The 19,636-nt window shown below is 57.4% G+C and carries 20 protein-coding genes; 13 read left to right on the forward strand and 7 right to left on the reverse strand.

The window, feature by feature from the left end:
• Positions 1–10: 10 nt before the first annotated feature.
• The 3 genes from ACYU7Z_RS10185 to ACYU7Z_RS10195 are packed head-to-tail and all read left to right on the forward strand — an operon-like array spanning position 11 to position 2,633.
• Positions 11–496: a glycoside hydrolase family protein gene (locus ACYU7Z_RS10185; protein WP_460570042.1), complete on the forward strand. Its 486-nt coding sequence runs from the start codon at positions 11–13 to the stop codon at positions 494–496.
• Positions 497–500: 4 nt separating this feature from the next.
• A complete protein-coding gene (locus ACYU7Z_RS10190) occupies positions 501–2,105 on the forward strand; it encodes a type I restriction-modification system subunit M (RefSeq protein WP_460570044.1) in 1,605 nt (534 codons plus the stop codon).
• A gap of 42 nt (positions 2,106–2,147) precedes the next feature.
• A complete protein-coding gene (locus ACYU7Z_RS10195; RefSeq protein ID WP_460570046.1) occupies positions 2,148–2,633 on the forward strand; it encodes a hypothetical protein in 486 nt (161 codons plus the stop codon).
• Positions 2,634–2,729: 96 nt separating this feature from the next.
• Here the strand turns inward: ACYU7Z_RS10195 and ACYU7Z_RS10200 are convergent, their stop codons facing one another.
• Positions 2,730–3,413 (reverse strand): hypothetical protein, encoded by a 684-nt coding sequence (locus ACYU7Z_RS10200; RefSeq protein WP_460570048.1) that lies wholly within the window; start codon positions 3,411–3,413, stop codon positions 2,730–2,732.
• On the reverse strand, positions 3,410–4,306 hold the full coding sequence (locus ACYU7Z_RS10205; RefSeq protein ID WP_460570050.1) for a hypothetical protein: 897 nt from the start codon (positions 4,304–4,306) through the stop codon (positions 3,410–3,412). Before ACYU7Z_RS10205 ends, ACYU7Z_RS10200 begins: the two co-directional genes overlap by 4 nt.
• A 325-nt stretch (positions 4,307–4,631) precedes the next feature.
• Between ACYU7Z_RS10205 and ACYU7Z_RS10210 the strand changes: the two genes are divergently transcribed.
• A complete protein-coding gene (locus ACYU7Z_RS10210) occupies positions 4,632–4,928 on the forward strand; it encodes an RNA recognition motif domain-containing protein (protein WP_460570052.1) in 297 nt (98 codons plus the stop codon).
• Positions 4,929–5,126: 198 nt separating this feature from the next.
• Here ACYU7Z_RS10210 and ACYU7Z_RS10215 read toward each other — a convergent pair whose 3' ends face one another.
• Positions 5,127–7,277, reverse strand: coding sequence for a M1 family metallopeptidase (locus ACYU7Z_RS10215; RefSeq protein WP_460570054.1), 2,151 nt, complete (start codon positions 7,275–7,277; stop codon positions 5,127–5,129).
• Positions 7,278–7,808: 531 nt separating this feature from the next.
• Between ACYU7Z_RS10215 and ACYU7Z_RS10220 the strand changes: the two genes are divergently transcribed.
• Both ACYU7Z_RS10220 and ACYU7Z_RS10225 read left to right on the forward strand, forming a co-directional pair.
• Positions 7,809–8,465, forward strand: a complete 657-nt coding sequence (locus ACYU7Z_RS10220) for a phosphodiester glycosidase family protein (RefSeq protein ID WP_460570056.1) — start codon at positions 7,809–7,811, stop codon at positions 8,463–8,465.
• Positions 8,466–8,478: 13 nt separating this feature from the next.
• On the forward strand, positions 8,479–8,856 hold the full coding sequence (locus ACYU7Z_RS10225; RefSeq protein ID WP_460570058.1) for a hypothetical protein: 378 nt from the start codon (positions 8,479–8,481) through the stop codon (positions 8,854–8,856).
• 129 nt (positions 8,857–8,985) lie between these two features.
• Here the strand turns inward: ACYU7Z_RS10225 and ACYU7Z_RS10230 are convergent, their stop codons facing one another.
• Together ACYU7Z_RS10230 and ACYU7Z_RS10235 are read right to left on the reverse strand one after the other, a co-directional pair.
• Entirely contained in the window at positions 8,986–10,485 is a 1,500-nt protein-coding gene (locus ACYU7Z_RS10230; RefSeq protein ID WP_460570060.1) for a hypothetical protein, read from the reverse strand.
• A gap of 213 nt (positions 10,486–10,698) precedes the next feature.
• Complete coding sequence (locus ACYU7Z_RS10235; RefSeq protein ID WP_460570062.1) at positions 10,699–11,682, reverse strand: glycoside hydrolase family 5 protein; 984 nt, start codon at positions 11,680–11,682, stop codon at positions 10,699–10,701.
• A gap of 82 nt (positions 11,683–11,764) precedes the next feature.
• On the opposite strand from ACYU7Z_RS10235, the gene ACYU7Z_RS10240 reads away from it, so the two are divergent.
• Positions 11,765–13,033, forward strand: a complete 1,269-nt coding sequence (locus ACYU7Z_RS10240) for a glycosyltransferase family 87 protein (protein ID WP_460570064.1) — start codon at positions 11,765–11,767, stop codon at positions 13,031–13,033.
• Positions 13,034–13,309: 276 nt separating this feature from the next.
• Here the strand turns inward: ACYU7Z_RS10240 and ACYU7Z_RS10245 are convergent, their stop codons facing one another.
• Together ACYU7Z_RS10245 and ACYU7Z_RS10250 are read right to left on the reverse strand one after the other, a co-directional pair.
• A complete protein-coding gene (locus ACYU7Z_RS10245; RefSeq protein WP_460570066.1) occupies positions 13,310–14,149 on the reverse strand; it encodes a YARHG domain-containing protein in 840 nt (279 codons plus the stop codon).
• Positions 14,146–14,787, reverse strand: coding sequence for a DUF2306 domain-containing protein (locus tag ACYU7Z_RS10250; protein WP_460570068.1), 642 nt, complete (start codon positions 14,785–14,787; stop codon positions 14,146–14,148). Before ACYU7Z_RS10250 ends, ACYU7Z_RS10245 begins: the two co-directional genes overlap by 4 nt.
• Before the next feature lie 173 nt (positions 14,788–14,960).
• On the opposite strand from ACYU7Z_RS10250, the gene ACYU7Z_RS10255 reads away from it, so the two are divergent.
• The 6 genes from ACYU7Z_RS10255 to ACYU7Z_RS10280 are packed head-to-tail and all read left to right on the forward strand — an operon-like array spanning position 14,961 to position 19,635.
• Positions 14,961–15,767: an STAS domain-containing protein gene (locus tag ACYU7Z_RS10255; RefSeq protein WP_460570070.1), complete on the forward strand. Its 807-nt coding sequence runs from the start codon at positions 14,961–14,963 to the stop codon at positions 15,765–15,767.
• Between the two features lie 5 nt (positions 15,768–15,772).
• Positions 15,773–16,177 (forward strand): STAS domain-containing protein, encoded by a 405-nt coding sequence (locus tag ACYU7Z_RS10260; RefSeq protein WP_460570072.1) that lies wholly within the window; start codon positions 15,773–15,775, stop codon positions 16,175–16,177.
• Positions 16,158–16,571: an anti-sigma regulatory factor gene (locus tag ACYU7Z_RS10265; RefSeq protein WP_460570074.1), complete on the forward strand. Its 414-nt coding sequence runs from the start codon at positions 16,158–16,160 to the stop codon at positions 16,569–16,571. The genes ACYU7Z_RS10260 and ACYU7Z_RS10265 overlap by 20 nt, the downstream gene beginning before the upstream one ends.
• Positions 16,564–17,580 (forward strand): ATP-binding SpoIIE family protein phosphatase, encoded by a 1,017-nt coding sequence (locus ACYU7Z_RS10270; RefSeq protein WP_460570076.1) that lies wholly within the window; start codon positions 16,564–16,566, stop codon positions 17,578–17,580. The genes ACYU7Z_RS10265 and ACYU7Z_RS10270 overlap by 8 nt, the downstream gene beginning before the upstream one ends.
• Complete coding sequence (locus tag ACYU7Z_RS10275; protein ID WP_460570078.1) at positions 17,577–19,220, forward strand: ATP-binding protein; 1,644 nt, start codon at positions 17,577–17,579, stop codon at positions 19,218–19,220. The genes ACYU7Z_RS10270 and ACYU7Z_RS10275 overlap by 4 nt, the downstream gene beginning before the upstream one ends.
• Positions 19,213–19,635 (forward strand): response regulator, encoded by a 423-nt coding sequence (locus ACYU7Z_RS10280; protein ID WP_460570080.1) that lies wholly within the window; start codon positions 19,213–19,215, stop codon positions 19,633–19,635. Before ACYU7Z_RS10275 ends, ACYU7Z_RS10280 begins: the two co-directional genes overlap by 8 nt.
• Position 19,636: the final 1 nt, after the last annotated feature.

A 19,636-nucleotide genomic window follows, 5' to 3' on the forward strand; every position in this document is an offset into this window, starting at 1 on the left:
TTTTCCAATTATGACTCCCCCCGAGCTCTGCTTCAATCTCTGGTTTCTGGTCGATATCGCTACTGGTTTAGCGTATGGCTGGTGTGGCCGTGTTTACGCGCTCACCGGTAATGAAGAAGCCAAACTGGAATTACTGCGGCAACTGGCCGAAACGGATTATGTAACAGCCACCCGCGAGAAGTTCCCGAAAGAATGGAAATTAGTTCGGGACGGCCGTACCCTCGAAGGCTACTTGACCATCGGGCAGTTCAATCAGGCGCTGGATCAGCACCTCGAATATTTTGCGGGTATATTGGAAGCCGCTTTGCCCCCACGGCCTCGCTATATCCATGGGCCAGTGCCTTCGGCAGAGCCAATCGCACAGTATCTGCCCAAAGACCCATTATTTGTAGCAACGGTATTAATGGAAAACGACCGCGGAGAGATCCGCCCCTTCACCACACCTGAAAACAAAGCCTGGACCGACCGGGAACGCATCCGATTAAACTATCTGTAGCACCATGACCGCACAAGACTATAAACAACTCGGCTCCACCCTTTGGAGCATCGCCGACGACCTGCGTGGCTCCATGAACGCCGACGACTTCCGCGATTACATGCTGTCCTTTCTCTTTCTCCGCTACCTGAGCGACAACTACGAGGGTGCGGCAAAGAAAGAGCTGGGCCCTGATTACCCGCAGCTGGATAAGGAAGACAAGCGCTCGCCGCTGGCGGTATGGTATGCCGCCAATGAAGGCGACGTGGAAGAATTCGAAAAGCTGATGCGCCGCCGCGTGCACTACGTCATCAAGCCGGCCTACCTCTGGAACTCGATCGCCGAGCAGGCACGCACGCAGAGCGGCGAGCTGCTGCACACGCTTCAGGAAGGCTTCAAGTTCATTGAAAACGAGAGCTTCGAAAGCACCTTCCAGGGCCTGTTTTCGGAGATCAACCTCAACTCCGATAAGCTAGGGCGAAACTATGCCGAGCGCAATGCCCGCCTGTGCACCATCATCCAGAAGATCGCCGAGGGCATCGGCAAGTTCCCCACCGGCTCCGACGTGCTGGGCGATGCCTACGAATACCTGATCGGGCAGTTTGCCGCCGGCTCGGGCAAAAAGGCGGGCGAGTTTTACACCCCGCAGCAGATCTCCAGCATCCTCTCGGCCATCGTGGCCCTCGACGGCCAGGACCCGGCATCGGGCAAGCGCCCCCGCATTGACAAGGTGCTGGACTTTGCCTGCGGCTCGGGCTCGCTGCTGCTCAACGTGCGCCGCCAGATGGGCGGCCAGGGCGTGGGCCAGATCTACGGTCAGGAAAAGAACATCACCACCTACAACCTCGCGCGGATGAACATGCTGCTCCACGGCATGAAAGACACGGAGTTTCACATCCACCACGGCGATACGCTGCTGAACGATTGGGATATCCTCAACGAACCCAACCCGGCCAGGAAGATGGAGTTCGACGCCATCGTAGCTAATCCGCCCTTCTCCTACCGCTGGGAGCCCAACGAAGCGATGGGCGAAGACTTTCGCTTCAAGAGCCACGGCCTCGCTCCTAAGTCGGCCGCGGACTTCGCCTTCCTGCTCCACGGCGTGCACTTCCTCAGCGATTCAGGCACCATGGCCATTATCCTGCCCCACGGCGTGCTGTTCCGCGGCGGCGCCGAGGAGCGCATCCGCACCAAGCTGCTCAAAGACGGGTACATCGATACGGTGATCGGCCTGCCGTCGAACCTATTCTTCTCCACGGGCATCCCGGTATGCATCCTCGTGCTCAAAAAGTGCAAGAAGCCGGATGATGTGCTGTTCATCAACGCCGCCGAGCACTTTGTAAAAGGCAAGCGGCAGAACAGCCTGGCGCCGGAGCATATGGAGAAGATCATCGATACCTACCAGCACCGGAAAGAGGACGAACGCTATTCCCGGCGGGTATCAATGGCGGAGATTGAGCAAAATGGGTTTAACCTGAATATATCTAGATATGTGAGTACGGCAACGACGGAGGAGGAGATTGACCTACAAGCCGTGCACCAGCAGTTGATGGAGATCAATAAGAAGGCTGAGGAGGCGCGGGCGAAGCATAATGAGTTTTTGAAGGAATTGGGGTTGCCGTTAATCTGAGGATCGTAATCTGATACTTGACAAACTATTAAACCAACAGGTATGTGGGAATTTGACGAAGAGGAAATCTTCAACCAGGCCAAGGAATATGTCCACGGACGCGTAAGCGCCTTGCTTACCCAGTTAGTAACCGGGTTTCAGGACTACCGCTTAACCGGACGTGAGTTGGCAACAGCTGCAACGCTCTATCAATTAGTATCCGAACCAGACCGCTATGAAGTGGAAACGGGCAGCGTTGCTTTCTTGGTGAAGGAGGAGCTGGGAGGCGGCAACCACCGATTTGCAGAGATTCGTTTTGATGCAGACGGCTTAGCCCTGCAAACCGGTGGTTATGAGATGGGCGAGTTCGGCGGCGATAGCTTTAGCGAAGAGATCTACCCGGTATACGACGAAATGGAGGCGCTGGGGATTATGGACATCTATTCAAACTTTGAAAACGAGTTCTGGGAGATGCTTGACGCTGAAAACCGGGAGATCATGTTGGATGAGCCGGGTAATATTCGAGAGATGTGCGACAACTGTGAATAATCAACTCGCCTGGCAAAAAAGCTATCACGGCGAGCTTGCCTGGATTGCTATCTGCAAATAAATCGGGCATGCTTGTTATCGATATCCATCAACCAATTAGGAGTTGACAATTCGCCTACGCCGTTCTTTAACAATTTTGGGAACAAAGCTGTTTTTCTCCGTTTGATTGGCAAATCCCAGCCGCTGATAAATATCGCCTCCGATCCCGGGTTCAACTATTCCATTGGTTGCTGTGTCGTCCTCTGCAAAATAAAAATACTGGAACTGTTTCGTGATAGCAGGAGGAAACTCTGCCTCAAGTTTCTGTATGGCTCCTTTCAGCAATACGGGTGCCACAACATAAATAGTCTGCGGTTGTTCTTCTTCAATTAGTTTAGTCAAATTGGTGCGAACAACACAGGAACTGGATATAATTGACTTTACTATCACAAGCACAGTATTTTTATCTACAGCACCTTCCTTATATTGTTTTACTATGGGAGCGACCGACAACCCATCTGTTTTAAATCGCATATTCCAGAAAACCGTGAGCTTTGTCTTTAGATGGGACTTTTCAAGGTTTTCCAAAATACCCCGTCCTAGGTAATCAGCGTCTTCTACCGTACAGCCAAGCATGATGGGTGTGCTGGAAGATACCTTGTCATTCAATATCGTTCCAAACTCCTTCCCAAGGTTATACATTACCTGAGCATACTCATTAGAGGGCAATTCCTTATTAGTGAGCTCAGTCAGCAGATTGATAATCCGCGTATTGACTATTTGTTGATAGGTCCTGCTCATTTTGATAAATATGGTTCAAGCGTTTCAAAATCAGATGGTTTCTCATTAACTACATCGTTTTCCCATTGCAGAAACGACGTAGTGCCTATCTGGTAGTTGATTGTACCCTCATCAGACGGCCCGAATTTCCAAACTATGTATCCCCCTTGTACATCATAAGTAAAGCCAGCAATTCGGTCTAATATTGCTGCTAATGGCGCCGGGACTTGATTAGTCAACCCCTTAATATAATTAGGGTTAGATGAATGACACTGATTGATCAGCTCCTGTAATGAAACTCTCTTTTGTCCCGAACTGGACCAAGCTCCAAGTAAAAGTGTGCCTAAAGTAACCAACTTGTCAGTCGCGGGATTGTTCAAAGCGCACATTGCTGCTAGCTCTCGACGTACATCACTATTGGCGGCTAATAGTGTCTGTATGGATATTGCCTTTTCAAAATGCCGTACGCTCGCAATCGCGCTTAGTGTAGCGCTCATACTGCTCTGTAAGCCATTTTTCACACTGTCATTTGACACAACAAGTTCCAAAGTGGTCGTTTTGCCTAAATCCTGACAAATATGGTGCTGTATTTTGAAATCTTCTTCAATCGGATGGTCTCCACCGGTCCATGTCAGGCTTTGCACATCCTTGATTTGGTAATGCTCGATGTGATCATTATCTGCTTGTTCAACAACGAGATCATCAATAAAAACAAATTCCTGTCCAGTAAAAAAGGTTTGATCCCACGAGGATCCCTGATTGAAATGCTCAGCTATTTTAAATACAGTGAAATGATTTTCAAATGTATTTCCTTTACTATTGTTTGTCCCACCTCTGTGTTTATAAGACAAATAAGAGAAAAGCGATTTCCCCTGACTTGGAAACAGTCTTTCGAGTTGAGCTTCTGAAATCATTGATTCAAAGATAAACCGTTTATCAAATGGCTTTCCCACACGAAATCCACATTCGACAGCTGTAATAATCTCAGCCGCTCAGTGATGTACGAAGTCCAGCTAAGAACTATGGGTTCAGGATTGATTGCGGGAGTATGGCACCTTTCAGCCCCTCCCACCCCTTTACCAAACAATTCGCATTTTAATACCGACCCAATAGCCTACCTTCACCGTGTTATTTGAGCCTCGCATTAGTGATCGATTGCCATCTTGCGTTAACTGCACCTTAGCTAGTCTTCAACTTCTTGCCTTTCTCAAGCTTTTTTACCGTTTAATTTTTAAGAACATGAACATTTATGTTTCCAACCTGAGCTTCAATGTGCAGGATGAAGATCTCAGAGCCTTTTTTACGCCGTATGGTGACGTGTCCTCCGCCAAGATCATTAACGACCGCGAATCCGGCCGCTCCCGTGGCTTCGGTTTCGTAGAAATGCCGGACGACGAGGCTGCCCGCAAGGCGATCGCCGAGCTGAACGACGGTGTCGTTGAAGGCCGCACGATCCGCGTTACGGAAGCCAAGCCGAAAGAAGACCGTCCCGCCCGCAACTTCAGCGGCGGTGGTTACAACAACAGCCGTTATTAAGTCAACGACTTCCGATAAAAAAAAGCCTGGTCCCCGACCAGGCTTTTTTGTGCCCACTGCTGGCGGCACGCCTAAAGGCTGCGTGCCGGGAGTTCCAACTGCTTTCCAGGCAGCCCGGTAAATACGGTAGCGCCCATAAATAAGGCCGGACCTTCCGGGCCCGGCCTTCATGCGTTTGGGAAACAGGGCACCGGCTAACTAAAAGCCCGCCTTCTCCTTTTTAAATACATAATTCGCTCCTCCCTGCTTCAACGTCAGCTCGCCTTTCGTCATATCAAACTCAATCGCGATACCCTGTGCCGCGGCCACGAACGTAGTGCCGCTATCATAAGCCAGCTGCAATGTCTCCTTGCCGTCGGCTTCGGCCTGCAGGGAGTTGCCGGCGCGCGTGATGCGGATCCTGATGGGCACCTGCGCTGAGCTGTAGGTACCGACTGCCTTATCAAGCAGCGCCGCCGGCGCGGTCTTCGCCTGTGTCGCTTCGCCCCAACTGTTGTTGCTCGCATCGGCATCCACATACAACCCGCCATCAATCTTCAGCGAGGCAATCTTCTTCACGCCCGGCAACTTCAGCGTCGCGAGCTTACCGTTCTTCTCCCACACAGCTGCGGTGTAATGCACTGTATCCTTGCTGCCATCGGCATACGTCAGCTGCACGTCAAACGGAATGTAGAAGCCACCGATGTTTTTCACCGTAAGCGTGGAGCCGGTCTTGCTTTGCGTGAGCTTATCTATGGCCACGTCCATGTAGGAGGTCGTGAAGAACCAGTTGTTCCAGAACGAGGTCAGGTCGTGGCCGCTTAGGTTCGAGAAGGAGTTGAACATATCCCAGGGCAGGGGGTGCTTGCCGTTCCAGCGCTGCATGAAGCCCTGGAGGCTTTTGCGAAAGACCTCGTCGCCGAGGAGGTCCTTGAGGGCGAGGTAAGCGAGCGCGGGCTTGCCGTATTCGTTGATGCCGAGCGCGGGCGAGTTCAGCAGGTTGCCGGGGGTGATGATGGGCACCTGCGTTTCATCGGTGGGCGCCAGGGCCCAGCCGTTCACGCGGAACTGCTTGAAGAAGCCATCGGCCCGGTCGCGGCCCAGGTCCCGGATGTTGATGATGTATTCAAAGGCGGTGGTCCAGCCTTCGTCCATAAAGCCGTAGCGGTGTTCGTTGATGCCCATGTAAAACGGGAAGTAGCTATGGCCCACCTCGTGCTCGGCCACGAAGCGCTGGAACACGGAGTCGTCCTGAGGCGAGTCGTTGGCCATCATCGGGTATTCCATGTCAGCCACGCCCTGGATGATCGTGCTCTTCGGAAACGGATACGCAACACCGGGCCATACGTTGCTGAAGAAATCGAGCGAATGCCGGATGTAGCGCACCTGGTTGTGGAAGTTGGCGGCCGTGTCGATGAAGGCGGCCTGGCAGGAGGCGCGGCGGCCCGTAGCCTTGTCCACTACGATCGAAGCGGCATCCCACACGTAATGATCGGAGATGCAGAAGGCGGCGTCGGGCACATGCGTCGCGCCGAAGCGCCAGGTGAGCGTTGCTGCCTGCGGGGTGATGCCGCCGGCACGGATATCGGCTTGTGTTACTACGTTGATCACCTCGTCGGACGTAAGACTACGGTTGTATTTCTCCAGGTAGGCGGGTGTCAACACCGCTTCCGCATTCTGCAGCATCCCGGTGCCCCACACGAGGAAGTTGGCGGGCACGGTCACGGCTACCTCGTAGTCGTTGAACTCGTTGTAAAACTCCTGCGCCTCCACGAAGTCCATGCGGTCCCAGCCGTGGGTGTCGTCGTACACGGCAATGCGCGGGTAAAAGTAAGCGAGGAAGAAGCTCGTGGAATCGAGGCGCCCCTCGCGGCCACTCACGTTGCTCACGTTGTAGTGCCAGTCGAAGGTGACGGTAACGCTGTCGCCGGGCGCGAGCTTTTTGCTCAGCGGCACATCCATGAAGGTGCGGGCCGTGGTTTTGCGCACGGTCTTCTCGACGCCGTTCTCGGTATAGCGGTCGATGGTCGTGCCCGCGGTTAGGTAGGCCGTGTCGACGGCGCCCAGCCGCGATGCCGCCGGCTTGTGCACGTTCTGAATGAGCTTGATCACGAGGCGGTCGAGCGTGCGCGGGCTGTTATTGGTATACACGATCGTTTCGTGCCCGGTGATGGTCTTTTGCGGCGGTGCCAGCTTCACCTCGATCGTATAGCGTCCCTTGTTCTGCCAGTAGGCCTTGCCCGGCGCGCCATCAGGGCTGCGGCTGCCTTCGGTATAGGCCTTGCGGATGTTCTGCGGCATAAAGAGCGGGCCCTGCGCACCGGCGGCAGCGGCGATCAGCAGTAAGAGGGCGGCGATTGTGTATTTCATAACTGGCGATGAGTGGTTGGTACAATGTCGGGCTCCTAAATTACCGGTTGCCCACAAGCGGTAGCAAAAAATGGGCGCAGCGGTAAGCAGGGCGGGTGCATGGAGGATGCGTCAAACGCACATACGAAAACGGGCGCGGAAATGTTACGGCCGGTCGACGGATAGAAGGGAATTTTCACCGCAGAGGACGCGGGAGCGCAACCCGTTCGATTCGGGCTGCGGAGAATAATCCGGCACCTCCGGCGAGGTGGCGCCCCTACAGGGCGCGGAAAACATATCCTCACATCATCCCCCGGATTGCATCCGGGGCCGGAGACATGCTGCCCCTAACGGGGCAGTTCGCTACCAAGCGCGCCCAATTGAAGATCATACAGGTTCTATCTAGGAACGGCTGTGACCGGGCGATAAACATTCACAAAGCCAGGGGCTGCAGTGGGCCCGTGTTACGAATTGTATGCACCAGCGCCATCGTACTAAATCATATAGATCTGCGTTCTTTCTCTATTGGGCATGCCCCAATATCAATTACACATGACCCGATTACTCCTCTCCGTTAGCCTCGCCGTACTCGCAACAGGTAGCGCTTCCGCCCAAAAGATCATCGCCCGAAAGGCCGCGCCATCAAGTATCCACCTGTACTGGAAAGCGCCCGATGGGAAGCCCTGGGCCTCCTTCGAGCGCGTCGTGGCGGCCCACCCGAAGATCCGCTTCGCGATGAACGGCGGGATGTTCGCCCGCGACCTCTCGCCGGTGGGATTATATGTAGAAGGCGGCAAGACGCTGAAGCCCCTCCGGAAGGTCAACAACCCGAAGGTCAACTTCGGGATCCAGCCGCAGGGCGTCTTCGGGATCCGTCGCGGAAAGGCCTTCGTGGAGACCATTTCAGTATACAAGCCAGGCGGCGTGACGATGGCCACGCAGTCGGCGCCGATGCTGGTGCTCAACGGCAAGCGCAACCCGAACCTGCCTGTAGGGATGCAGCTCGTGCGCAACGGCGTGGGCATACTCCCCGACGGCACCGTACTCATGGCGGTGAGCGAAGACCCGGTGACCTTCCACCAGTTTGCCGACTGGTTCATCCGGCAGGGCTGCACGAGCGCGCTCTACCTCGACGGCAACGTATCGGAATACTATGTGCCCGGCCGCGATCCGTGGGGCCACTTTGCCGTTTTCATCACTGTCGAATAGATAACTTGCAGGCATGCCGGCCACCGTCGCAACCCCTGTTTTTCATCCCGAGATCTCCTTCGAAGTCAAGACCGACGTATTAGAGGAGCGGAGCACCATCGTGCACGTCACGGTGCAGGAATTTACGCTGGCGCGCATCTGGCCGACAACCTTCCTGGTGCAGGACGACAGCGTGCGCAAGAAGCTGCTGCATGCCTACCATATTGCCGCCTACCCGCGCTGGCGCTACCTCGTGCCCGGCGACCGCTTCACGCTCGTGTTTGAAGGCCTCGATAAAAACTGCCTGCTCTTCGATGTGTTCGAGGACATCCCCGAGCCGGGGGGCTTTCACATCGAGAACATCGAGCGCAACCGAAGCGATGTGTATCATGTGCTGCTGGATGCAACATGAGACAAAGTCAAAAATCAAAAGTCAAAAGCTGAGGGTGCCGCTGGACTGTCCACTACAGCCGTCGTCATGGTTGTGTTTTTGAATTTTGAATTTTGACTTTTTAGCCGTAGTTCTACGGATCCCGGTAATTTAAGGGGCAGTGATCATCGCCCACTGCGTTTTCTTGCCCGGAATGCCCTGTCCCTTGGGAGTCCAGAGCGGCATGTACAGGGCTCCGCCCTGGCGGAAGGCGTATTCCGGCATCGCGAGGGGATCGTCCTTTTTGCGGTCAGTGAGCGTCATGCGCTCCACCTTGCCCGTGGGCCCGATGAGCGCGGCGCCGAGCACCACGTTGCGGTAGTCGCTTTCCTCGACCTTACCCTCGAGCGGCCCCTTGAGGTTGCGCTGCGTGTCGTTGTATACCAGCAGCATCGAGTTGCCGAAGGGCAGCAGCCTCGTGGCGGCGCCATAGCCGAAAAAGCTCCGCCAGAACCGCGGCACGATGTTCACCACGGGTGCTCCCGCGCCGAAGCGCACATTGAGCAGCGCGCTGCCAACCATGAGCCGGTGGTCATAGGTTTCGGAGGTTCCCGAGCCGCCCATGTCGATGCTGCCGTCGGGCATCAGGAACAACTGCAGGTGCATAAGCGGCACGCCGGTCACGCCCGGAAGCAGGCGGCTCGTTACTGTCGCTTCGAGCCGTCGCTGGAAGGCGGCGTCGAAAGCGGTGACATCCAGGGGAGCCAGCTTGCCTGTCGACGGTTCGATCATACTGTGATACACGGCGACGATGCTGCCGCCATAGGAGAAGGTGCCGGCTACGTGTACGGTCTTCCCATCCCTGGAAGGGCATACGAATACATCGTAGATCTCGAGATTGGACAGGGGTATTTCGCGGTCGATGCTCTTGCCATCCATGATCACCACGAACCCATCGGCCGTGTTTTTCCCGTTGGCGCCTTTCGAGCTCCCGAAGTACAGGCGGCCGTCGTTGTCGATACAGGCCGAGCGGATGTCGGCATCGCCTTTCGGCTTGGGCGCGTTATGCTCGGCATACCAGAGGCGCTTGCCATCGCTGCTGAAAACCGCCGCGCGGCAGTTGCCTTCCTTGCTGGAGGCATGAAACACGAAAAACTTGCTGCCATCAGGTGAGCTGTCCAGGAGGATACGACTCCGGAAGTATTCGTCCGAAATCGTCATCGTGGAATTGCTTTTCTGCTCCCAGCTCATAAGCTCCTCGCTCTGGCCAACCGCCAGGGTTGCCTGGTTGACGAGGGCGCGGTAAAGGCCTACCTGGCTTCGGTCGCCGTCGTAGCGGTAAAAAAGAAGGTAGGGCTTGTCGCCGATAAGCATAAGTCGCGGCCTGAAGGGGCCGTTGGGAAGCTTGTCGGCGCCCAGCTCCACTTCCTGCTGAAGCGCCATGTCGCGGGTATAGCGGCGGAGCGTCAGCTTGTAATTAGTGGTGCTGATGCGTGCAGTGATCTTGACGTCGCATCCAAGATCGAGAAAGCCGTCATCGGTAGCCAGCAAGTCGTGGTCGCCGGGCTCGGTAGTGTAGGCGCCAAGGCCCCACAGCTTAAAAGGAACAGCGGTTTGCGCAGCGGCAGCGGCAGACAGCAGGAGCAGTACGTATAAATACAGGATTCGCATGGTTCGTTGATTTAGGATCAAAAGATAGGGTGTTTTTGCAAAACGGCTGAGGCAGGCTAGCCAATGACGTGCCGATACAACGGCGCAACGGTCCCGCGAAAGGAAGCAAAACCGTCTTGCTATTTTTCATGCCGTCCGGCCATCGCGCACATGAGGGCCAACGGCTTGCGCAACGTATCGTCGCGCCAACGACGCACATTACTACCGTATTATTCAGGGATTCGTCGCGCGGAGCAGCCGCCGGATCAGCACGCCCCAGGGCTTGAGTTCTTGTTCCGTCCAGCCGCCGCTGCTGGCCGTATCCTGCCACAGCACCGCGCAACTTTCATTCTTGTCTGATATACACCAGGCCACCCAGCTGATGCGGTGCGCCTCAGCCCACAAGCGGAAGCGGTTCCACTCCTCGAGGTCGAGGGGGCCGTCGCCGGTGGGCTCCATCGAGCCGCACTCGGAGATAAACAGCGGGATACCTTTCGCCAGCGCGGCATCGCAGCGGACACGCAGCGGCGCCTTGTGCCCCGCGGCATAGAAGTGCATCGTGTACATCAGGTTGCGTACGCCGCGGATTGGGTCCTCCGCCACCAGGTGCAGGTCGGTGTCCCAATGCGGACTGCCCACGAGGATGATATTATCGGGGTCGGATGCGCGGATCGTTGCGATGATCTCCTTTGCATAGGCCTTCACCTCCGGCCAGCTTTCCTGGTCGGGCTCGTTGAAGATCTCCCAGATCACGTTGGGATAGCGGCCCCACTTGCGGGCCATCGTGGCAAAGAACGCTTTGGCCTCGGCGCGGTTGATGTTGTGGCTGTGCCAGTCGACAATGACGTAGATGCCGGCCCTGATGGCGCCGCGGATCACCGCTTCCACGCGGGCCACCGAAGCCGCCGAGTCGGACCTGTAGGCGCCACCCGGCTCGATACCCATCGAGGCGCGCACCACGCTGGCATGCCAGTCTTTCGCCAGCCAGGCCACCGCCGCCTCGTTGTAGAAACGGCCGCGCCAGTTGTCCCAGCCGAAGCTCGTGCCGCGCAGTATTACCGGCTCCCCTTTCGCGCTTACGAGCCCGGTGCCGCGCACGGCCAGCTGCCCCCAGCGCTGCACGGGCTGCGCCAAGGCGGCGAACGTGACCAGCAGGCAGGCAACCAGGGCAGCGCCCCGGCGAAACGCTGAACGGCTCAGGCAGGAAATCGGGATCATTACCCGCTGCCACGCAATTTGCGGGCCCGGGGCTCCGGAAAAGACAATATCTTGCCGCGTTCGCACTGTTAACGCTGCACTCATGGAAAAGACGCTTGCGCCCGTTCCGGCTTTCCTCGCCCGGCTCCTCGACCGCCCCGCCGCCAAATGGTGGGTGCTGGGACTGTGGTTCGGCCTCTCGCTCTTCGTGGCCTTCCAGCACCTCGCTGCCGATGAAGGATCGATCAACAACTACCACATCTTCCGCTACGTGTTCTGGCATACGCTCGACGGCAAGAACCTCTATGCCGAGTACCCGTCGGAATACGGCGACATGAACCACTACGGTCCCTTCTTCAGCGTGGTCATTGCGCCCTTTGCCCTGCTGCCCAACTGGGCCGGCGTGCTGCTGTGGGTGCTCTTCAACGCGGCCATCCTGCTCTTCGCCATCCGCCGCCTCCCGCTTACGGCTTCCGCGCAGCTGGCGCTGACGCTGCTCTGCGCCCACGAGCTCATGATGAATACGGGCCAGCTGCAGGCCAACGCCCTTACCTGTGCGTGCATCCTCCTGGGCTTCGCCTACACGGAGCGCGGCAAGAAGCACTGGGCGCTATTCTTCATCCTGTTCGGCGCCTTTATCAAGATCTACTCCATCGTGGGATGCCTCTTCTTTCTCTTCAGCCGCAACAAGGTCAAATTCATCGCCTGGGGTCTCGTCTGGTGCGCGCTCTTTTTCGTGCTGCCCATGCTGATCAGCTCGCCCCACTTTATCGTGCAATCCTATATCGACTGGTACAACTCGCTGCAGGCGAAGGCCGCGCAGAACAGCGCCTTCAGCAGGGAAAGCATCGACCAGAACGTATCGGTGATGGGAATGATCAGCCGGATCTTCAACCCGGCGATGAATACAACGCCCATCTTCGCCGGCGGAGCGCTGCTGTTCTTCAGCCAGCTGCTGCACTTCCGCGACTGGAAAGACATCCGCTACCGGTTTTATATCCTCTCGTCGCTGCTGCTGTTCATCGTGCTGTTCAGCAATGGCTCGGAGGCCGCGACTTACCTCCCGGCCGTTGCGGGTATGTGTATCTGGTACCTGCTGCAGGAGAAAACAAAGCGCCTGAACATTTTCTTCTTCGTGCTCTTCGTGCTCACGAGCTTCCTCTACTCCGACCTGCTCGGCGGCTATTACCTCCGGCAAACGCTCATCAAGCCCTACTCGCTCAAAGCGCTCTGCCCGACGATCCTGTGGCTGGTCATGCTCGTGCAGGTGCACCGGCGGCAGTACCTACAGGTTCCGTATGCGGCTATTGAGTTGCCAGAGAAAGATAGCTTACCCGCGGAGGGACGCAGGAGAGCAGAGATCGCATCTTGAAAGAGGTAAGTACTTTACACGGGGAGCCAATATTTTTTAGCAGTGTTTTTAGCGCGCGCCGGCAAGCCGGGGAAGGCAATTATGATTTTCCGATCATGCTGAAACGACCACAGGTCGTTAGACTACGCGCTGCGAACGTTTTGACCACAGTCCGCGCGCTATTGATAGTAAAGTGACCAGCTTTGATGCGTTCTCTTGCTCTTACGCGGTTCTCTTCGGTTCAGGTCCAAAACTCGATCCGGCAAAAAACTTCGGAAACGATATATACACCGCGTCTCAGCGTCCAAACGAATCGTAGTACTTCGTCGCATGCCCCTCGTAGCGCTTCAACAGCGCGATGTTCTTCAGCTCGAGCGGCGTCAGTTGCGCCGTAACATCGGTCGATACGGGCATGTACCAGTCAACGTTGTGATCGAAGGCGGCGCGCATCCTTGCGTTACGGAAGCTGTAGCCATGGCGCGCGTAGATGGAATTGCGAAGCACTTCGAGGTCGGTCTTATAGAGATTCTCCACGTCGGAGGCATGCAGCTCCTGCGTCGATGCGTTGAGCTGGAATACGGCGTCGCTAAGCATCTCGCCGGCGTCCTTCGTTTCGTCCCAGGTCTTGGAGTTGACGGATTCGGCGGCCGACGCGTCGATCATCACATTGGGATCGTAGCGGAACACGCGGCGCTCGAGCTTGTAGCTGCGGTCGGGGTATTTTGCCGTGCGGTCGTTGCTGGCCCAGGTGCCTTCGAGCTCCTTGCCCGTGATCGACGCACTGAAGACGCCATCGTGCGGATCGGTGCCGGGCTCACGACCCGTGAACGTCCATTGGTTGCCGGCGCGGGCCACGGTGCCCGTGAAGGGACGCTCGTTGCCGGCCACGAGCGACATGCCCCAGATGTGCCCGTCCCGCACGGAGTCGATGCGAATGGTGATGCGGGCGCTACTGAGGTAGTCCGAATCCGGCGTCTCGAAGTCGCCGGTATAGTAACCTTCGATACCCGCGACGACCTTGGGTTCGGGGATGCCTTTGCTTTTCGCCGCGCTGCTGCGGGCGGCTACTTTGGGCGCGGGTGGATCCTGGCAGGCGGCCAGTAGAAATACGGTTGCGGCGAGGAGCAGTTGTCTCATGACGTTCGGTTTTGGTGAATGATGTATTCGGCAACGAGCAGGTTGAGGGTCCAGCCGAGCCAGGCGATCAGGCGGTATACCTCCATCGGGTGGGGATGAAAGAGCGCCACGAGGATCCACTTCCAGGCGCGGAGCGTGATGGCCGAGAGCGTAAGGGCGAAGCTCCGGTACATCCACGCGCGGTGCGCCCCGAAGTTGCCGGCCCGCGCGGTTTGCCAGGCGCGCGCGGTGGTATAGAGCCAGCCGGTCGCCAGCAGGCAAAACGATAGGCGCGATGAAAGTCCGCCATTGGCATATAGACCGATGAAAAAGCCCGAGGGCGCGGCGGCAAACAGGATGGCCCCCACGTAGAGCTTACCTAGCGCGCTGTGCAGGCGGGGCCGGCGCTTCCGCAAGGAGCCCCAGAACTGCGTGAACCCGGCGGGGAGCGCGAGGATGCCCGTAAACACGTGCGTATAAAAGACAAAAAGATAGCCCGGCCGTTCCACGTACTCCTGCTTGATGTTCAGGAAGGCCGTGTCGCGGCCGGCCGGCAGGTATTGCAGTACTATAGCCGCCATGGGAACGCATAGCGCGGCAAACAGCAGCCACAGCGTGAGTGGAAAAAGGCGCAGGCGGTATGGGCGCAGCAGGGACATCGCTGTTAAAGTTAGAAATCCATGGAGACTTGCTAACTGGTAAATAACAAGGATCTGTACAGTAATAGGTGTACTTTCACGCCTTGCCCTTTCACAAACCCCTTTGCTCCCCCATGAAAGTTGATCTCTCTAAGTTGCTGCTAAAGCGCAAAAAGCAAATTCTTGAGCGTTGGATGAACAACCAGCTCGCCGACGAAGGTCTCCGGGAAGATCTGATGAGCAACGAAGAATTACGCTCCCAGTCCGAAGAACTTCTCGATGCGCTCGTAGGTATCCTGAACCAGCAAAACCTCGACCAGCCGCAGTCTTCCGACTTCGACCAGGTGCAGGAAATCCTGGCTGGCGTTTCGATATCGCGTGCCCGCCAGGGCTTCTCGCCCCGCGAAACCGGCGTGTATGTGTTCAGCCTCAAAGACGCGCTGCTCAGCACGCTGCAGGAAGAGCTGAAGGCCGACCCCGCATCCCTGTACGACCTGACCATCCGCGTCGGTCGTCTCTTTGATACCTTCGGCATTGCCACCTTCGAGACCTTTATCAAAGGCCGCGAAGAGGTGATCCTTCGTCAGACCGACGAGATCTCCGAGATCTCTACCCCGGTGATCCGCATCTGGGACGGCATCCTGGCACTTCCCATCATCGGCACGCTCGACAGCTCGCGCACGCAGGTGGTGATGGAAAACCTGCTGCAGCAGATCGTCGACACGGGCTCTTCCATCGCGATCCTCGACATCTCCGGCGTACCGGCAGTCGACTCGCTGGTGGCACAGCACCTGATCAAGACGGTAAGCGCCACGCGCCTCATGGGCGCCGAGTGCATCATCAGCGGCATCCGCCCCGAGATCGCGCAAACGGTTGTTCACCTCGGCATCGACCTCTCCAACATCGTTACCAAGGCGTCGCTTGCCAGCGCGCTCCGCTATGCCTTCGGCATGCTGCAGCTCGAGGTTCGCCGCGCTCAAAAAGAAAAAACCCACCTGTGACCTCTATGGACCGGATTCCAATCCTGCAGATGGGGAAGTTCCTGCTTGTAACCATACAGGTAGATCTCTACGACCGCCTCGCCCTCAATCTCGAAAGCGACCTCGTGCAAATGGTCAAAAAGACCGAAGCCCGGGGCGTACTGATCGATATTTCCGCGCTCTCCATCGTTGATTCTTTTATGGGCCGTATCATCGGCAATATCGGTACCATGAGTAAGATCATGGACGCCGAAACGGTCGTGGTGGGCATGCAGCCCGCCGTTGCCATTACGCTCATCGAGCTTGGCCTGGAACTGAAAGGCGTGAGCACCGCGCTCAACGTGGAACGCGGTATGGACCTGCTGCAGAAACGCATCGGTTTCCTCGAAACCCCGGAGGAGGAGGAGCAGGATGATCGTAGTACTGACTAAAGACGCCATTGCCATCCAGAAGGAGCAGGACGTAGTACCCTTCCGCAACCGCGTGCGGGAGTATGCCGTGCGCATCGGCATGAGCCTCGTTAACCAGACGAAGCTCATTACCGCTGCCTCCGAGCTCGTGCGCAACATGCTCAAATACGGCGGCGGTGGCACAACCGCCATCGAAGTTGTAAGCAAGGGCCGCGAAAACGGCATCCGCCTTGTCTTTACCGACAAGGGCCCCGGCATCAAAGATATCCCGCAGGCCATGCAGGATGGTTTCTCCACGGGCAAGAGCCTCGGCCTCGGGCTTCCGGGCGCCAAGCGTCTCGTGTCGGAATTTACCATCGACAGCAGCCCCGGTAAAGGCACCACCATCACCATCATAAAATGGAAAAATGGTTAGCGTGGCAACCCTGCGCCTCAGCGCCGCCGACCGGAGCTACTTTGCCATTCTCAAAAAGGAAGTACATGCCCTTGCGGTGAGCGCCGGCTTCGGCACGCAGCGCCTCGCCGAGCTCGATATCGTGGTAGCGGAAGTTGTTTCCAACCTCGGCAAGCATGCCGGCGGCGGCGAAGTCTTCGTACGCGCCATCGAGGAAAAAGGCTTCCAGGGCATTGAGCTCGTGGCCGTCGACAAAGGCCCCGGCATCGCCGATCTCAAAAGCATGATGCTCGACGGCACCTCCACCAAAAGCACGCTGGGCCACGGCCTGGGCGCCATCCAGCGCCTCGCCGACCAGTTCCAGATCTATACTCAGCCGGCATGGGGCACGCTCCTGCTGGCCCGCCTCTTCGACGGCGACTGGAAAGCACCCAAGACGCGGGTACCCGTAGAAATACGGTCGCTCGTCGTACCCAAGCCCGGCGAAACAGCCTGCGGCGATGGCTTCTATGCGAAGGAAAGCCGCGAGCACGTCAAGCTGCTACTGGGCGACGGCCTGGGCCACGGCCCCGAGGCAGCACTGGCCGCCCAGAAAGCCATCGAGGCCTTCCGCAAATGCCCCGACGAAAGCCCCGCGGCCATCCTCCGCTTCATTCACCAGGAAGTAAAACGCACCCGCGGCCTCGTGGCCACGGTGGCCGTATTCGACATCAAGAAAAAACAGTGGTCCATCTGCGGCGTCGGCAACATCGCCGCGCGCTTCTTCAGTCCTTCCGGGCCGCGCAACCATACACCGTACAACGGCATCGTAGGACTCAACATGCCCAATACGCTCAACGACCAGCTGATACCCTACGAGCGCGGGCAAAGCCTCGTGCTGTGCAGCGACGGCATCAAGACGAAGTGGGACCTGATGGCACTACCCGGTATTCTCCGTAACGACCTGGCGCTGCTCAACGCAGCCCTATTCAAAGAATTTGCCCGCCAGACCGACGACATGTCGGTGGCGAGCTGTAAACTGATGTTATGAAGCAGGAATTAGTGAAAGTAACCCTGCAGAACGAGATGGACCTGATCCTCGCCCACAAGCGCAGCATGCGCCTGGCCGAATTATCGGGGCTCACCCTCTCGGCGCAGACCACTTTCGCCACGGCCGTTTCGGAAGTGGCGCGCAACACCATCGAGCACGGCAAGAATGGCTGCCTCACGCTCTACATCGAAGGCGCGCCACGCGAGCAGTTCCTCATCGCCTGCATCACCGACGAGGAGTCGCAGCCGGGCAAGTACGAAGGACTGCAGTACGCGCGGCGACTCGTATCGAAATACAATATTTCCAACAACGACGACAAGACGTCGATCGAGTTGTACTTCGGGCTGCCGGGTACCGAGAAGATCGACCTCGCCCGCGTCGACGACTGGCGCCAGCTCTTTCGCAATGAAAAGGCGATCTCGCCCTACGACGAGCTGAAGCGCAAGAACGAGCAGCTGCAGGACCTCGCCCAGAAGCTCAAGGAAAGCGAGCAGCAGTACAAGCTGCTCACCAACTCGCTGCCCCTGATCATCTTCTCGCTCGACGAAGGCGGCGCGCTCACCTACGCCAACGAATGGCTGCGTCACTTCACGGGCCGCACGAAGGCGCAACTCAACGCGACACGCTGGAAAGACGTGGTGCATCCCGAAGACTACGACTCGTTTTCGCTCCTCATAACCCCTAACGTACCGTCAAGCGCCAGCAGCATCCGCATGCAGCTGCGTCTCCGCCACCAGCCGGGCGATGAATACTACTGGCATATGGCGTCCCTGTCGCCGCTGAAAGACGAGGAAGGCAAGCTGGTGAACTGGATCGGTTTCCTTGTAGATATACAGGCGCAGAAGCTTATGGAAGCGACGCTGCGCAACAACGAGGAATTGCAGCAGGCGAAAAGCCAGCTGCAGGCCCAGCAGGTTGCCCTCGAATCCAACATCAGCGAGCTGAACCGCAGCAACCGAGAGCTCCAGGAGTTTGCCTACGTGGCCTCGCACGACCTGCAGGAGCCTGCGCGCAAGATCTCCTTCTACAGCGACTACCTCGTGCAGCACTACGAGGCGGGCTTCGACGACAAGAGCAGCGGCTACCTCCGCAACATGCAAACCGCGGCGCGCCGCATGCGAAGTCTGATCAACGACCTGCTGTCGTTTGCGCAGGTGGAGCGAAGCAGCGCCAGCTTTACGACCATAGAGCCCGGGACGATGCTGGCCCAGGTGCTGCAGGATCTTGACCTCCTCATCGCCGACAAAGGCGCACGCGTAACGATCGAGCCTGTTCCCGTCTTCGAAGGCGACGAGGTGCGGATGCGCCAGCTTTTTGAGAACCTCCTGCGCAACTCGATCAAGTTTGCCCGTGAAGCGATCGTACCCGAGATCCGCATCTGGGGCGAGCAGGCAGGCAACGAAGTGACCATCTATATCCGGGACAACGGCATCGGCTTCGACGAGAAATACCTCCCGCAGATGTTTGCGCTCTTCCAGCGCCTGCACCCCGCCCACAAGTATGAAGGCACGGGCCTCGGCCTTGCCATCTGCCAGAAAATCGTGACCTTGCACGAAGGCAGCATTACCGCGCAAAGCCGCCCCGGCGAAGGGGCGACGTTCATTATCAAGCTGCCCGCACAACGGAATGGCAATGGCTGAAAAAGAGATCTACATACTCATGGTCGACGACGATGAGGAAGACCGGTACATGCTCGAGCAAACATTCGGCGAGCTCGACTTCGCCGCGCACCTGCACAGCGTGGCCGATGGCGAAAGCGCCCTGTCGTGGCTCCGGCAATCGCGCGAGCTTCCCAGCCTTATCATCCTCGACCTCAATATGCCGAGAATGAATGGCCGCCAAACGCTGGCAGCCATTAAATCAGATGAGCGGCTCCGCTCGCTGTGTGTTGTAATTTTTTCCACCTCCCTCAATCCCATCGAGCGCGACGAATGCCTCGCCCTGGGCGCGCATTCCTACGAGGTGAAGCCGGCCACGTACCGGGAGTCGCTCCAGACCGGTCGCCGCTTTTGCGATCTCTGCGTCACGATCCGCGACGCGCAGGCAACGGCCTGAA

The sequence above is a fragment of the Flaviaestuariibacter terrae genome, from assembly GCF_054777635.1.

Excerpts from the sequence above, each read along its gene's own strand:
- ACYU7Z_RS10260 (WP_460570072.1), top strand. The coding sequence starts at position 15,773 with ATGGACCGGATTCCAATCCTGCAGATGGGGAAGTTCCTGCTTGTAACC.
- ACYU7Z_RS10235 (WP_460570062.1), bottom strand. The coding sequence starts at position 11,682 with ATGATCCCGATTTCCTGCCTGAGCCGTTCAGCGTTTCGCCGGGGCGCT.
- ACYU7Z_RS10185 (WP_460570042.1), top strand. The coding sequence starts at position 11 with ATGACTCCCCCCGAGCTCTGCTTCAATCTCTGGTTTCTGGTCGATATC.
- ACYU7Z_RS10230 (WP_460570060.1), bottom strand. The coding sequence starts at position 10,485 with ATGCGAATCCTGTATTTATACGTACTGCTCCTGCTGTCTGCCGCTGCC.
- ACYU7Z_RS10215 (WP_460570054.1), bottom strand. The coding sequence starts at position 7,277 with ATGAAATACACAATCGCCGCCCTCTTACTGCTGATCGCCGCTGCCGCC.
- ACYU7Z_RS10275 (WP_460570078.1), top strand. The coding sequence starts at position 17,577 with ATGAAGCAGGAATTAGTGAAAGTAACCCTGCAGAACGAGATGGACCTG.
- ACYU7Z_RS10210 (WP_460570052.1), top strand. The coding sequence starts at position 4,632 with ATGAACATTTATGTTTCCAACCTGAGCTTCAATGTGCAGGATGAAGAT.
- ACYU7Z_RS10220 (WP_460570056.1), top strand. The coding sequence starts at position 7,809 with ATGACCCGATTACTCCTCTCCGTTAGCCTCGCCGTACTCGCAACAGGT.
- ACYU7Z_RS10205 (WP_460570050.1), bottom strand. The coding sequence starts at position 4,306 with ATGATTTCAGAAGCTCAACTCGAAAGACTGTTTCCAAGTCAGGGGAAA.
- ACYU7Z_RS10195 (WP_460570046.1), top strand. The coding sequence starts at position 2,148 with ATGTGGGAATTTGACGAAGAGGAAATCTTCAACCAGGCCAAGGAATAT.
- ACYU7Z_RS10225 (WP_460570058.1), top strand. The coding sequence starts at position 8,479 with ATGCCGGCCACCGTCGCAACCCCTGTTTTTCATCCCGAGATCTCCTTC.
- ACYU7Z_RS10200 (WP_460570048.1), bottom strand. The coding sequence starts at position 3,413 with ATGAGCAGGACCTATCAACAAATAGTCAATACGCGGATTATCAATCTG.
- ACYU7Z_RS10245 (WP_460570066.1), bottom strand. The coding sequence starts at position 14,149 with ATGAGACAACTGCTCCTCGCCGCAACCGTATTTCTACTGGCCGCCTGC.
- ACYU7Z_RS10240 (WP_460570064.1), top strand. The coding sequence starts at position 11,765 with ATGGAAAAGACGCTTGCGCCCGTTCCGGCTTTCCTCGCCCGGCTCCTC.
- ACYU7Z_RS10265 (WP_460570074.1), top strand. The coding sequence starts at position 16,158 with ATGATCGTAGTACTGACTAAAGACGCCATTGCCATCCAGAAGGAGCAG.
- ACYU7Z_RS10255 (WP_460570070.1), top strand. The coding sequence starts at position 14,961 with ATGAACAACCAGCTCGCCGACGAAGGTCTCCGGGAAGATCTGATGAGC.
- ACYU7Z_RS10270 (WP_460570076.1), top strand. The coding sequence starts at position 16,564 with ATGGTTAGCGTGGCAACCCTGCGCCTCAGCGCCGCCGACCGGAGCTAC.
- ACYU7Z_RS10190 (WP_460570044.1), top strand. The coding sequence starts at position 501 with ATGACCGCACAAGACTATAAACAACTCGGCTCCACCCTTTGGAGCATC.
- ACYU7Z_RS10250 (WP_460570068.1), bottom strand. The coding sequence starts at position 14,787 with ATGTCCCTGCTGCGCCCATACCGCCTGCGCCTTTTTCCACTCACGCTG.
- ACYU7Z_RS10280 (WP_460570080.1), top strand. The coding sequence starts at position 19,213 with ATGGCTGAAAAAGAGATCTACATACTCATGGTCGACGACGATGAGGAA.